Here is a 12,853-nt window from a genome sequence, read left to right as displayed (position 1 = left end):
TCGACCACGGCGGCAGTGTAGGACCGACCGCGTCCCGGCCACCGGGAATCGGGCCGGTTCACCCCCGACCGTAGGGTTGCGGCGTGGCCGACGAACTCGAGAATCCCCGAGCCGACGACTGGGCGGTGTGCGTCTACTGCGCCTCCGGACCCCTGCATCCCGAGCTGATCGCGCTCGCCACCAACGTGGGCGCCGGCATCGCCGATCGTGGCTGGACGCTGGTCTCCGGCGGGGGCAACGTGTCCGCGATGGGTGCCATCGCCGACGGGGCGCGGGCGCACGGCGGACGCACGGTCGGCGTCATCCCCAAGGCGCTCGTCCACCGCGAGGTCGCCGACGTCGACGCCGACGAGCTGGTGGTCACCGACACCATGCGCCAGCGCAAGCAGATCATGGAGGACCGGGCCGACGCGTTCGTCGTGCTGCCCGGCGGCATCGGCACGCTGGAGGAGTTCTTCGAGGCATGGACCGCCGGATACCTCGGCATGCACGCCAAGCCGCTGGTCATGCTCGATCCGTTCGGCCACTATGACGGTTTGCTGACGTGGCTGCGCGGGCTGGCCGAGACCGGTTACGTGGGCGCCGGTGCGCTGGACAGGCTGATCGTGGTCACGGACGTCGATGCGGCCCTCGACTCGTGCGCCCCGGCCGGGTGATCGTGATCACGCCGCGCAGATAGGGTTGTCTGCCATGAGCGACCAGAATTCCGGAACCCGCAGCAGTGTCGGCCTGCTCGACATCGCGCCCCGCCTCCCAGGACTGCTGAAGGACACGCCGGCCATCGTCCGCGGGGCCGTCACCGGTTTCCTGGCCCGCCCCACGGCCAAGACGTCGATCGGCAAGGTCTTCCAGGACCGCGCGGCGCGCTACGGCGACAACGTCTTCATCCGCTTCGGCGAGGAGCAGATCACCTACCGCGAGGCCAACGAGACCGTCAACCGCTACGCCGCGGTCCTGGCGTCTCGCGGCGTCGGGCACGGCGACGTCGTGGGCGTCATGCTCCGCAACTCGCCGCACTCCGTCCTGCTGATGCTGGCCGTCGTCAAGTGCGGCGCGGTCGCCGGAATGCTCAACTACCACCAGCGCGGCAAAGTGCTCGCCCACAGCTTCGGACTGCTCGACGCGCGTGCCGTGGTCGCCGAGACCGATCTCATCGAGCCCATCACCGAGTGCGGTGCCGAGCCCGACGGGCTGATGACCGTCGACGAGCTGCAGCAGCTCGCCACCACCGCGCCCACGGCCAATCCGGCCGCCACCGCCGCGGTGCTCGCCAAGGACAAGGCGTTCTACATCTTCACCTCCGGCACCACGGGCATGCCGAAGGCCAGCGTGATGACGCACTACCGCTGGCTGCGGGCCCTCGCCGGGTTCGGCGGGCTCGGCATGCGACTCACCAGTGACGACACGCTCTACTGCTGCCTGCCGCTCTATCACAACAACGCGCTCACGGTCGCCACGTCGTCGGTGCTCAACGCCGGCGCGACGTTGGCGCTGGGGAAGTCCTTCTCGGCGTCCAAGTTCTGGGACGACGTGATCAAGTACGACGCAACGTCTTTCGTGTACATCGGCGAGATCTGCACCTACCTGCTCAACCAGCCGCCCAAGCCGACCGATCGCAAGCACCGCGTCCGCGTCATCGCCGGCAACGGTCTGCGCCCGGCCATCTGGGACGACTTCACCAAGCGGTTCGGCATCAAGCGGGTGTGCGAGTTCTACGCCGCCAGCGAGGGAAACACCGCGTTCCTCAACGTCTTCAACATCGACAAGACCACCGGCATCTGCCCGTCGCCGATCGCCTTCGTCGAATACGACGGCGAGACCGGCGAACCGCTGCGCGACGACGCCGGCCGGGTGCGCAAGGTCAAGACCGGATCGCCGGGTCTGCTGCTGTCGAAGGTCAGCAGCTTCCAGCCGTTCGACGGCTACACCGACAAGGACGCCACCGAGAAGAAGTTGGTGCGCAACGCATTCAAGGACGGCGACGTCTGGTTCAACACCGGCGACCTGATGCGCTCGCAGGGCTTCGGGCACGCCGCGTTCACCGACCGTCTCGGTGACACCTTCCGCTGGAAGGGCGAGAACGTCGCCACCACCGAGGTCGAAGCCGCGGTGTCGCTGGACTCCCAGGTCGAGGAGGCCACCGTCTTCGGCGTCGAGGTGCCCGGAGCGGGCGGCCGCGCCGGCATGGTCGCCATCCAGCTGAAGGACGGGCAGGAATTCGACGGCAAGGCGCTGGCCAAGGTCGCCTACGAGCACCTCCCGCCCTACGCCATCCCGCTGTTCGTCCGCGTCGCCACCGAACTCGCCCACACGTCCACCTTCAAGAGTCAGAAGGTGGACCTGCGCAAGGAGGGCTACGGCGGTGACAGCGGCGAGGGCGACGAGGACGCCGGCACGATCGAGGACCCGATCTACGTGCTGGCCGGTCGCGACGAGGGATACGTCGAGTACTACGACGAGTACCCCCAGGAAGTCGTCGACGGGAAGCGTCCCAAGAACTAGCGTCCCCGCCGGGTCGGGGGCGCTCGCCGCTCCCGACCGCGCCGACCGCGCCCGCGGCTAGCCTGGGGACGTGCCCTCCACGTTCCGTGGCCGACCCGTCGCCGGCGACCGCGCCATGATCATGGCGATCGTCAACCGCACGCCGGACTCGTTCTACGACCGCGGGGCCACCTTCACCGACGACGCCGCGATGCAGGCCGTGCACCGCGTGATCGCCGAGGGCGCCGACGTGATCGACGTCGGGGGAGTCAAGGCGGGTCCGGGCGTCGTCGTCGACGCCGACGAGGAGATCGCCCGCGTCGTCCCGTTCATCGAGTGGCTGCGGGGCGCCTACCCCGATCAACTGATCAGCGTCGACACCTGGCGCGCGACGGTCGCCGATCGGGCCTGCGCGGCGGGCGCCGACATCATCAACGACACCTGGGGCGGCGCCGATCCCGGCCTCGTCGACGTCGCCGCGAGGTTCGGGGCGGGCATCGTCTGCTCGCACACCGGCGGCGCAGTTCCCCGCACCCGACCCTTCCGGGTGAACTACGGGATTTCCGAGCGCGGGGTCGTCGACGACGTCATCGCGGAGGTCACCTCGGCGGCCGAGAGGGCCGTCGCCGCGGGAGTCCCCAGGGACGCGATCCTGATCGATCCGACCCACGACTTCGGCAAGAACACCCACCACGGGCTCGCTTTGTTGCGCCACGTGAAAGATCTTGTTAACACCGGATGGCCCGTCCTGATGGCCCTGAGCAACAAGGATTTCGTCGGGGAGACTTTGGGCGTGGGTTTGACCGAACGCCTGGAGGGCACGTTCGCCGCAACCGCGCTCGCCGCGGCCGAGGGCGCTGCGATGTTCCGCGTGCACGAGGTCGGACCCACGCGACGCGTACTCGACATGGTCGCGTCGATCCAGGGCGTGCGTCCACCGGCGCGGACCGTAAGGGGACTGGCATGAGCGTGACACCAGAACTAGCCGACGCCGTCGCGGGACACCGCTGGATGGCGGATCACAGTTGGAGTCGACCCTTGTGGACCATCGGTGAACTCGAGGCCGCCAAGCGCGGCCGCACCATCTCGGTGGTGCTGCCCGCACTCAACGAGCAGGACACGGTCGCGTCCGTCGTGGAGACCATCCGGCCGCTGCTCGGTGGCCTCGTCGACGAGCTGATCGTCCTGGACTCCGGTTCCACCGACGAGACGGAGATCCGCGCCGTCGCCGCCGGCGCCCGGGTGATCAGCCGTGAGACCGCCCTGCCGGAGGTCGAGCCGCAGCCTGGCAAGGGCGAGGTGCTGTGGCGGTCGCTGGCCGCCGCGACCGGCGACATCATCGCGTTCATCGACTCCGACCTGATCGACCCCGACCCCATGTTCGTGCCGAAGCTCCTGGGCCCGCTGCTCACCACCGACGGCGTGCACTTCGTCAAGGGCTTCTACCGCAGGCCGCTGAAGGTCAGTGGCAGCGAGGATGCCAACGGCGGCGGCCGGGTCACCGAGCTGGTCGCGCGTCCGCTGCTCGCCGCGCTGCGGCCCGAACTGACCTGTCTGCTGCAACCGCTGGGCGGTGAGTACGCGGGCACCCGCGAACTGCTCACCTCGGTGCCGTTCGCGCCGGGCTACGGCGTCGAGATCGGGCTCCTGGTCGATACCTACGACCGGCTCGGCATGGATGCCATCGCGCAGGTGAACCTGGGCGTCCGCACCCACCGCAACCGGCCGCTGACCGAACTCGCCGCCATGAGCCGGCAGGTCATCGCCACGTTGCTGACCCGCTGCGGGGTGCCGGACTCCGGCGTCGGCCTGACGCAGTTCTTCGCCGACGGCGACGACTACACCGCACGCACGTCGTCGGTGTCGCTCGTCGACCGTCCGCCGATGAACACGCTGCGTCCGTAATACCGGGGTCGTGCCTCCGCGTCTTACCGGTCAGGCAGTATCGATGCCGTGACCCTGATCCTGGTGTACCTGGTGGTCCTCATCCTGGTGGCCATCGTGCTGTTCGGCGTGGGCAGCGTGCTGTTCGGCCGCGGTGAGCGACTGCCCCCGCTGCCGCGCGAGACCACGGCCACGGTGCTGCCCGCCTCGGGCGTGACCGGTGCGGACGTCGAGGTGGTGAAGTTCAGCCAGACGCTGCGCGGCTACAAGGCCAGCGAGGTCGACTGGGTGCTCGATCGGCTCGGGCAGGAACTCGATCTCGTCCGCGGGCAGCTCGACGCGGTGCGGGCGGCGCACGGCATCGTCGACCCCGACGTTCCCCACCCGGGCGCCCACGAGCGGCTCGACGACGCCGTGGACGAGCGGCTCGACGCCGTCGACGAGCGGTGACGGCGGCCACGGGCCAGGACGGGCTGGTCCGCTGCGGATGGGCCGACTTCTCCGGACCGCGGTGGGACACGCCGGATTCGGTCCTGTACCGCGGCTACCACGACACCGAGTGGGGCCGCCCGCTGCGCGGCACGCGTGACCTGTTCGAGCGGATGTCGCTCGAGGCCTTCCAGAGCGGTCTGTCGTGGCTCATCATCCTGCGCAAGCGGGAGAACTTCCGGCGGGCGTTCGCCGACTTCGACGTCGAGACGGTCGCGTCGTTCACCGAACGCGACGTCGACCGTCTGATGGCCGACGAGGGGATCGTCCGCAACCGGGCGAAGGTGGTGGCCACCATCGCCAACGCGCGCGCCGCGTCGGAGCTGTCCGCTCAGCGGGTCGACCTCGGCGAGCTGCTGTGGTCGTTCGCGCCGCCGCCGCGTCCGCGGCCCGAGACGTTGGCCGACGTGCCCGCGGTGACTCCCGAGTCGACCGCGATGGCCAAGGAGTTGAAGCGGCGCGGCTTCAAGTTCGTGGGTCCGACCACGGCATATGCGCTGATGCAGGCCACCGGCATGGTGGACGACCACCTGGCGTCGTGCGTCGTCCGGTGGGACGCCGCAGGAGGGTCGGATGCGCACCGATAGCAGCCCGTGACCGGGTCTTTGCACACCGAACGGCCGGAATAGGGAAGAATGTATGGAGTTCAGATGCAGGTCAGTGCCGGGAGCTGTCGAGGGGTGGACGGTCCCGGCCCCCTACAGACTCGTCAGCACGGGTCGGAAGACGAGGAGGGAACTCCGATGGCGGCGATGAAGCCCCGGACCGGTGACGGTCCGCTGGAAGCAACCAAGGAGGGGCGAGGCATCGTGATGCGGGTTCCACTCGAGGGTGGTGGCCGACTCGTCGTCGAACTGACCCCCGCGGAAGCCGCCGCGCTGGGCGAGGAACTCAAGAACGTCACGGCGGGCTGACTGCGCGTCACCCGCGGAAGTGACCGTCGGCGCGACCGGTCGTGAACATCACGACCCGTCGCGCCGACGTCGTCGCTGACGGTCAGGACGCGTCGGGCGCCACCAGACGGTAGATCTCCAGGGTCTGCTCGGCGATGGTCGCCCAGGAGAACTCCTCGATGCACCGCTCACGGCCCGCGCGGCCGAAGCCGGCGGCGCGATCCGGGTCGGCGACGAGTTCGTTGACCGCAGCGGCGAGATCGCGCTCGAAGGTGGTGGTCTCGGCGGCGTCGTAGTGCACCAGCAGGCCGGTGTCGCCGTGCGCCACCACCTCCGGGATGCCGCCGACGTCGGACGCCACGACCGCCGTCGAACACGCCATCGCCTCGAGGTTCACGATGCCCAACGGTTCGTAGACCGACGGGCACACGAAAACAGTTGCCGCCGTTAAGATCTCGCGGATCTGCTCCGTCGGGCGCATGTCCTGCACCCAGAACACGCCCGGTCGGGACGCCTGCAGCTCCTCGACGGCCGTCCGCACCTCCGCGGCGATCTCCGGGGTGTCGGGTGCGCCCGCGCACAGCACGAGTTGGACGTCGGGGGCGAATCCGTGCGCGGCGGCGACGAGGTGTGCGACACCCTTCTGCCGGGTGATCCGGCCCACGAACGCCACGATCGGCTTGGTGGTGTCGACGCCGAGTTCTGCGAGCACCGACGTCCCCGGCTCGGGCGGCGCGGGATACCAGACGTCGGTGTCGATCCCGTTGCGCACCACGTGCACGCGCTGCGGGTCGAGCGCCGGGTAGGTGGCCAGCACGTCGGCGCGCATGCCGGAGCTGACCGCGATCACGGCGTCGGCGGCCTCCACGGCGGTGCGCTCCACCCAGGACGACACCCGGTAGCCGCCACCGAGCTGCTCGGCCTTCCACGGGCGCATCGGCTCCAGCGAATGCGCCGTCAGCACGTGCGGCACGCCGTGCAGCAGCGCGGCGAGGTGGCCAGCCATCCCGGTGTACCAGGTGTGCGAGTGCACGACGGTCGCGCCGGCGGCGGCGTTGGCCATCACGAGGTCGGCAGACAGCGTGGACAGCGCCGCGTTGGCGCCCTCGAGGGCGGGGTCGGGCTTGGCCACCGACACGCCCGGGCGGTCGCGGCCCATGCAGTGCACGTCGACCTCGCACAGGCGTTTCAGCTGTGCGACCAGTTCGGTCACGTGAACGCCTGCACCGCCGTACACCTCGGGCGGATATTCTCTGGTCATCATCGCCACCCGCATGGTCATGACGGTAGTGGCCCAGGGACCTCCCCGCACCAATCCCGCGCCAATTGTCTTGACCTACAGCACGTCGGAACCGTCACCAATAGTGCGAATGGCTAGCCGCAGTCGTGCAGGGCCGATAGGTTTGACGCATGAGGGAAGCCCCACACGTCCTCGGCATCGTCCTGGCCGGCGGTGAGGGCAAGCGGTTGTACCCCCTGACCGCGGATCGCGCCAAGCCGGCCGTTCCGTTCGGCGGCGCCTACCGGCTCATCGACTTCGTGCTCTCGAACCTCGTCAACGCGCGGTATTTGAAGATCTGCGTTCTGACGCAATACAAGTCGCATTCGCTGGACCGGCACATCTCGCAGAACTGGCGGCTTTCGGGGCTTGCCGGCGAGTACATCACGCCGGTCCCGGCGCAGCAGCGGCTCGGGCCGCGCTGGTACACCGGCTCCGCCGACGCGATCCTCCAGTCGCTCAACCTCGTCTACGACGAGGACCCCGACTACGTCGTCGTGTTCGGCGCCGACCACATCTACCGGATGGACCCGGAGCAGATGCTCCAGTTCCACATCGACAGCGGCGCAGGCGTCACCGTCGCCGGAATTCGGGTGCCGCGGGCGGAGGCGAGTGCGTTCGGTGTCATCGACGCCGACGAGTCGGGCCGCATCCGCGAGTTCCTCGAGAAGCCCGCCGATCCGCCGGGCACGCCCGACGATCCCGAGCAGACGTTCGCGTCGATGGGCAATTACATCTTCAGCACCAAGGTGCTCGTCGACGCCATCAAGGCCGACGCCGACGAGGACACCTCGGATCACGACATGGGCGGCGACATCATCCCGCGACTCGTACGCGACGGGATGGCCTCGGTGTACGACTTCAACGACAACGAGGTGCCGGGGTCCACCGAGCGCGACCACGGCTACTGGCGCGACGTCGGAACCCTCGACGCGTTCTACGACGCCCACATGGATCTGGTGTCGGTGCATCCGGTGTTCAACCTGTACAACCGGCGCTGGCCGATCATGGGCGAGTCGGCGAACCTCGCGCCCGCCAAGTTCGTCAACGGCGGCTCCGCGCAGGAGTCGGTCGTCGGTGCCGGCAGCATCGTCTCGGCCGCCTCGGTGCGGAACTCGGTGCTGTCGTCCAACGTGGTGATCGAGGACGGGGCGATCGTCGAGGGCAGCGTGCTCATGCCCGGCGTGCGGATCGGCCGCGGTGCGGTCGTGCGGCACGCCATCCTCGACAAGAACGTCATGGTGGGCCCGGGCGAGATGGTGGGCGTCGACATCGAGAAGGACCGCGAGCGGTTCTCGATCAGTGCCGGCGGCGTGGTCGCCGTCGGCAAGGGCATCTGGATATAACTGCCCGCCTCACGATCGCGAGCGGGTACCTCGGCGGCGCCGGAACAGCGCCACCGCACCCCATGCGATCCCGGCGACGATCACCAGCACCAGTACGGGCAGCAGGATCGCGACGAACACCAGGCCCACGCTGGCGACGTCCTCGACGGTGCTGAGCACCGGGGCGGCCACTCCCGCGGTGGTCGCGTTGGCCACCGGTCGCACCGCGGTCTTGGTCAGATGCACCACGAGCGCCGTCGCGATGCCGAGGACCACCGGGATCCACTGCCCGGAGCCGGCGAACGCGCCCGGATCGGTGACCGCCTGCGTCTGCGCCGCGGTACCCGACCCGAAGACGATGCCACCGGCCGTCGGCCGCACCAACGTCTGCACCACGTCGTTGACGCTGTCCAGCGCGGGCACCTTGTCGGCGACCACCTCGACGGCGAGCAGCACCGCGACGATCACCACCACCCAGCCGTTCTCCAGCCAGGCCCAGCCCGCGGGCAGTGTGACGAGATCGGTGAAACGCGCCAGCAGACCCAGGGCGAGCAGCGGAATGTAGGCGTTGAGGCCCGCCGCGGTCGCCAGCCCGAACCCGGTCAGCAGTTCCACGAGATCAGTATGAGCGCCGTGGAGGGGATGCCGATTGTGGTATCGCCCGCCGCGTCGGGAAAGATGAAGATCATGGGCGACGAACATTCAGGAGACCGACGATGAGCGAGTTGACGCCCGAACTGCGGGCCGAGATCGAAGAGATCCTGCAGAAGAGCCAGAAGCGGCACGGATACGTGTACCGCGAGCTGGCCGAGGGACTGGGTCCCGAGGAGATGGCGAAGCGCCACGAGAAGACGCCGGCGCACATGAAGCGGTTCGTGACCAGCGTGAAGCACATCCTCGAGGGCACCATGCCCACGACGTCGACCGTGCTGACCAACTCGTACGGATACCGCGAGCTGCTGAACTACGACACGACGGGCGCCCTGCACGAGTACGTGGCGTCGTGGTTGACCCGTCTCAAGGAGAAGAAGGCCGAGGTCAGCTTCGAACCGCTCGACGGCGACGCCCTGGTGTCACCGGTGGCGTCACGCAAGCGCGCCGACGTGGTCGAGGTCGTGTGCCCGCAGTGCTTCATGGTGCACCCCGGCGAGTGCTACTGACGCTCGGCGCGGCCGGCTAGCGCCGGTCGTCCGGCTGGCGGCGCCTGCCGGGCCGCTCGTGGCGCGGGACCTTCGGCGTGCTCTGGACGGTTCGTCCCTTGCCGGCGACGGTGGCGATCGTCCTCCTGCACCGTGGGCAGACCGGTCGACCCTGGATGTCGACCGTCCAGCTCTTGCCACCACCGGGGCACGGCCTGTCCGTGATGTCGTCTGTCACGTGATCAGTATGCGGTCGACCGGGTCCCGCGTCGTCGGGCAGCCAGTCCCAGCCGTCGCGCCGAGAGCTGAGCGTCCCATACGTGCTCACCGGTCGACGTGGCGATCGACTCGGCCCGAGCCACCAGGGGCAGCGCATCCTCGACGTTCCGATGCCGGGCAGTCGCATCGCACAGCAGGCCGAGGTACAGCGGCGTAAAGATCCGCCGTCCGCCCTGAGCGTGCAGTTCCAGGGCCGCTGCCATCTCGTCGACGGTGTCGACGCCGTCCGGTCCCATCGCCTGCGCCCAGCCCCGGATGATGCGCGCGCCGCCGATGAACTGATCGACGCCGAGTTCGGTCAGCTCGGCGACGACCTGCCCGCTACGCTCCACCATCCCGTCCGTCACGCCCGTCATCGCGGCGAGCTGAACGTCGGCCGTGCGCAGCACGGCCGCGCCGAACGCATCGCGTCGCCCCACCGCGAGCGACAGTCCGGCGGCCAGCGCCGCGCTCGCATGGCCGCCATCGCCGCGGAGACCGTGTGCGTGCGCGGCGACGCCGTAGGCGAGCACTTCGAATGACGCCAGTGCGCCGTAGTGTTCCCAGTCGACCGCGGGCACCGACGAGTGCAGCGCAGCAACGGCTTCGAGCGCACTATCGAGGCGACCGCGCATGAAGTCGGTGAGCGCCCGGATGTAGTAACCCGCAGCACCGGCGATGGGATCCGCCGTGGCGCCGAAGAAGTCGACCAGGCTGTCCGACAGCACGGCGGCGTCGTGGTATCGACCGGTGCCGCACGCCTCCAGGCAGCCCATCGCGACAGACGTAGTGGACTGGATCGCGTCGGTCCCGGTGTCCGACGACCGGCGAAGTTCCTGCAACACCTTGGCCGAACTCTGACCCGAGACGACCGCCTCGACGGAGGCGAGTTGCAGCTGTAGGTCGACTTCCGTCTCGAATCGCGCAGGCCCCTCGGGCAAACGAGCGCAGACGTCGAGGGCGCGGCGGTCGAGTTCTGCCACGTCACGGTAGGCCGAACGTGCCCACGCGTCGGTGCGGGCGCGCTCGAGCAGGTGCAGCGCCGTGGACGTGTCCAGTTCGGCACCGGCATGCCAGGCGTGGTGCGCACCGTCGATCGCATCCTGGCTGGCGACGTCGCCGAATTCGACGACGTAGGCGCGCGCGACGGCGGCGTGCAGGCGTGCTCGTTGAACCCCGGTGATCTCGCCGGCTATCGCGTCGCGCACCAATCCGTGACTGAAGCGGAAAGCGGCCGGCGCACTGCTGGATTCGACTATCAGGCCGGCGTTCTGCGCAGGCAGGAGCGCGTCGATCGCCTCGTCCATCGGGCACTCCATGACCGCCGCCATCCGGGCCACCAGGAACTCGGCGCCCGCCACGGCTCCGGCGTACAGCGCCGCCCGACTCGGCGCCGGCAGGGCGTTGAGGCGCGTACGGATGACACCGGACACGGCCTCGGGTACGGCGTCGCCGTCGATGGCGACGGTCGCTTCCTCGAGCCGGTGGTCGTCGATCAGCAGCCGGACGAGTTCCCGGGTGTAGAACGGGTTTCCGCCGGTGTGCGCGTGAACGCTGGCGGTGAACTCGGATCGGGGCGGAATGCTGCTCACGTCGGCGATGAGGTCCGCGGTGGCTTCGGTTCCGAGTCCTCGAAGTTTGACGAAATCGACGTCGGTGCGGCTCCGAAGATGATCGAGTGCAGCGGAACCGGCCGATCGGTCGGAACCGGTGCCGTCCTGCCACGTCGCGACGATCAGCAGCGGAAGCCGGTGTCCGGCCGAGACGATGTGCTCCAGGACGTCGTGTGTGAAGCGGTCGGCGCGTTGCAGGTCGTCGAGGACGATCAGCGCGGGCCGCTTCGACACGAGTTCCGCCAGCGCGGCCGTGACGGCCTCCACGGCCGTGAAACCCGTCGCCTCGGGGGACTCCCCGGCGTTGGCATCGTCTGCGGCGACACTCCACCAGTCCGGCAGCGGCGCGTGCAGTGCACCGGCTCCACTCGGAAGCTGTGCTCCCAGTTCACGAAGCGAGTGCGCCCAGGCCCAGGACGGCGGGCGCCGGATGTCGAAGGCGTGGCCCGCCCACGCCACTGCCATTCCCATGTCGGTCGCCACGTCGGCGGCGCAGTGCGCCAGCGCCGTCTTGCCGATACCGCTCTCGCCCGTCACCACGATCATTCCCCCGCGACGTTCGGCGGCGGCGCTCAGCGCTGCGCGAAGTCGCCGTAACTCCGACGAGCGTCCGAACAGGCCGCCGGACGAGCCGCTGGTCGGGCGCCCCTGGGGAGCGGCCGTGGGCTGCCATCTCAGCGACTCGGACTCGTTGCGGATGTCGGTGGCCAGCCGTTGCAGGGCGACGCCCGGCTGCACGCCCAATTCCATGTCGAGGATGGCGGCGACCCGTTCGTAGGCGCGCAATGCGTCACTCCGTCGCCCCGACCGGTACATCGCCAACATGAGCTGCGCCCACAGACTTTCCCGCAACGGGTTGACTGCCAGCTCGGACTCGACGTCCGCGATGAGGTCGGCGTCGACGCCCACGCGCAGCGCAGCCGCGACGCGCAGTTCGACGGCGTCGGCGCGCATGGTGTCGAGTCGGTGCACCTCGGGCATCGCAAAGTCGAGGCTGCGGAAATCCGCCAATGGTGTTCCGCGCCAATGGTTCAGGGCTTCGTCGAGGCACGACATCGCCGTCGCGGCGTCGCCCACGTCGAGCAGCTTGCGGCCGTGGGCCACCAGCCGTGCGAACTCGCGGACGTCGACGACGTCCGCCGCGGTGTCGAGTCGGTATCCGGGGCCGGACCGCGTCAACACCGCGTCGGCCCCCAGGATGCGGCGAAGGTTCGCGACGTAGGCGCGCAACGAAGCCAGCGGTTTCGCTGGTGCGCCGTCACCCCACACCTGCTCAATGAGCCGATCCACCTCGACCACGCGGTCCTCGGCCAGCAGCAGCACCGCGAGCACCGCACGCTGCCGTAGGCCGCCGAGGGGCAGGTCGTGGCCGTCACGCTGAACCGCCAACGGGCCCAGAATTCGATACTCCACGCGCTTCCTCCCCGATCGCCGCCCACCATCATCCGTCCTGACGCCCATTCTGTCTCGCTACCGCGTTTGTTTGCGGGGC

Annotated in this window: 13 protein-coding genes; 9 read left to right on the top strand and 4 right to left on the bottom strand. The window is 69.3% G+C overall.

The genetic code is table 11. From position 1 onward, the window contains the following. Positions 1-83: 83 nt before the first annotated feature. The 7 genes from AC1MEY_RS15220 to AC1MEY_RS15190 all read left to right on the top strand — a co-directional run bounded on the left by AC1MEY_RS15220 (position 84) and on the right by AC1MEY_RS15190 (position 5,768). On the top strand, positions 84-656 hold the full coding sequence (locus AC1MEY_RS15220) for an LOG family protein (RefSeq protein ID WP_480226333.1): 573 nt from the start codon (positions 84-86) through the stop codon (positions 654-656). Between the two features lie 34 nt (positions 657-690). Then, entirely contained in the window at positions 691-2,502 is a 1,812-nt protein-coding gene (gene fadD6 / locus AC1MEY_RS15215) for a long-chain-acyl-CoA synthetase FadD6 (protein ID WP_480226332.1), read from the top strand. 115 nt (positions 2,503-2,617) lie between these two features. After that, positions 2,618-3,448, top strand: coding sequence for a dihydropteroate synthase (folP, locus tag AC1MEY_RS15210; protein WP_480231504.1), 831 nt, complete (start codon positions 2,618-2,620; stop codon positions 3,446-3,448). Then, on the top strand, positions 3,445-4,386 hold the full coding sequence (locus AC1MEY_RS15205; protein WP_480226331.1) for a glucosyl-3-phosphoglycerate synthase: 942 nt from the start codon (positions 3,445-3,447) through the stop codon (positions 4,384-4,386). The genes folP and AC1MEY_RS15205 overlap by 4 nt, the downstream gene beginning before the upstream one ends. A gap of 48 nt (positions 4,387-4,434) precedes the next feature. Then, a complete protein-coding gene (locus tag AC1MEY_RS15200) occupies positions 4,435-4,815 on the top strand; it encodes a DivIVA domain-containing protein (protein ID WP_480226330.1) in 381 nt (126 codons plus the stop codon). Continuing rightward, entirely contained in the window at positions 4,812-5,441 is a 630-nt protein-coding gene (locus AC1MEY_RS15195) for a DNA-3-methyladenine glycosylase I (protein ID WP_480226329.1), read from the top strand. Before AC1MEY_RS15200 ends, AC1MEY_RS15195 begins: the two co-directional genes overlap by 4 nt. A 156-nt stretch (positions 5,442-5,597) precedes the next feature. Continuing rightward, positions 5,598-5,768: a DUF3117 domain-containing protein gene (locus AC1MEY_RS15190; protein ID WP_480226328.1), complete on the top strand. Its 171-nt coding sequence runs from the start codon at positions 5,598-5,600 to the stop codon at positions 5,766-5,768. A gap of 82 nt (positions 5,769-5,850) precedes the next feature. Here the strand turns inward: AC1MEY_RS15190 and glgA are convergent, their stop codons facing one another. Continuing rightward, positions 5,851-7,023, bottom strand: a complete 1,173-nt coding sequence (gene glgA / locus AC1MEY_RS15185; protein ID WP_480226327.1) for a glycogen synthase — start codon at positions 7,021-7,023, stop codon at positions 5,851-5,853. 134 nt (positions 7,024-7,157) lie between these two features. Here glgA and glgC point away from each other — a divergent pair, with 134 nt between their 5' ends. Continuing rightward, positions 7,158-8,372 carry a glucose-1-phosphate adenylyltransferase gene (gene glgC / locus AC1MEY_RS15180; RefSeq protein ID WP_480226326.1) on the top strand — a complete coding sequence of 405 codons (1,215 nt, stop codon included), beginning with the start codon at positions 7,158-7,160 and terminating at the stop codon, positions 8,370-8,372. Positions 8,373-8,381: 9 nt separating this feature from the next. Here glgC and AC1MEY_RS15175 read toward each other — a convergent pair whose 3' ends face one another. Next, a complete protein-coding gene (locus AC1MEY_RS15175; RefSeq protein ID WP_480226325.1) occupies positions 8,382-8,966 on the bottom strand; it encodes a DUF4126 domain-containing protein in 585 nt (194 codons plus the stop codon). A 101-nt stretch (positions 8,967-9,067) separates the two neighbouring features. Here AC1MEY_RS15175 and AC1MEY_RS15170 point away from each other — a divergent pair, with 101 nt between their 5' ends. Continuing rightward, a complete protein-coding gene (locus AC1MEY_RS15170) occupies positions 9,068-9,511 on the top strand; it encodes a hypothetical protein (RefSeq protein ID WP_480226324.1) in 444 nt (147 codons plus the stop codon). A gap of 16 nt (positions 9,512-9,527) precedes the next feature. Here the strand turns inward: AC1MEY_RS15170 and AC1MEY_RS15165 are convergent, their stop codons facing one another. Both AC1MEY_RS15165 and AC1MEY_RS15160 read right to left on the bottom strand, forming a co-directional pair. Continuing rightward, on the bottom strand, positions 9,528-9,728 hold the full coding sequence (locus tag AC1MEY_RS15165) for a hypothetical protein (protein WP_480226323.1): 201 nt from the start codon (positions 9,726-9,728) through the stop codon (positions 9,528-9,530). A gap of 4 nt (positions 9,729-9,732) precedes the next feature. Next, positions 9,733-12,774, bottom strand: coding sequence for an ATP-binding protein (locus AC1MEY_RS15160; protein ID WP_480226322.1), 3,042 nt, complete (start codon positions 12,772-12,774; stop codon positions 9,733-9,735). Positions 12,775-12,853: the final 79 nt, after the last annotated feature.

Source organism: Mycobacterium sp. PTI7 (assembly GCF_056679845.1).
This window is presented reverse-complemented; position numbering and strand designations above follow the sequence as displayed.

What these genes read in the sequence shown, in the direction of transcription:
- fadD6 (WP_480226332.1), top strand. Translation starts at nt 691, where the DNA reads ATGAGCGACCAGAATTCCGGAACCCGCAGCAGTGTCGGCCTGCTCGAC.
- folP (WP_480231504.1), top strand. Translation starts at nt 2,618, where the DNA reads ATGATCATGGCGATCGTCAACCGCACGCCGGACTCGTTCTACGACCGC.
- AC1MEY_RS15205 (WP_480226331.1), top strand. Translation starts at nt 3,445, where the DNA reads ATGAGCGTGACACCAGAACTAGCCGACGCCGTCGCGGGACACCGCTGG.
- AC1MEY_RS15190 (WP_480226328.1), top strand. Translation starts at nt 5,598, where the DNA reads ATGGCGGCGATGAAGCCCCGGACCGGTGACGGTCCGCTGGAAGCAACC.
- glgA (WP_480226327.1), bottom strand. Translation starts at nt 7,023, where the DNA reads ATGCGGGTGGCGATGATGACCAGAGAATATCCGCCCGAGGTGTACGGC.
- glgC (WP_480226326.1), top strand. Translation starts at nt 7,158, where the DNA reads ATGAGGGAAGCCCCACACGTCCTCGGCATCGTCCTGGCCGGCGGTGAG.
- AC1MEY_RS15170 (WP_480226324.1), top strand. Translation starts at nt 9,068, where the DNA reads ATGAGCGAGTTGACGCCCGAACTGCGGGCCGAGATCGAAGAGATCCTG.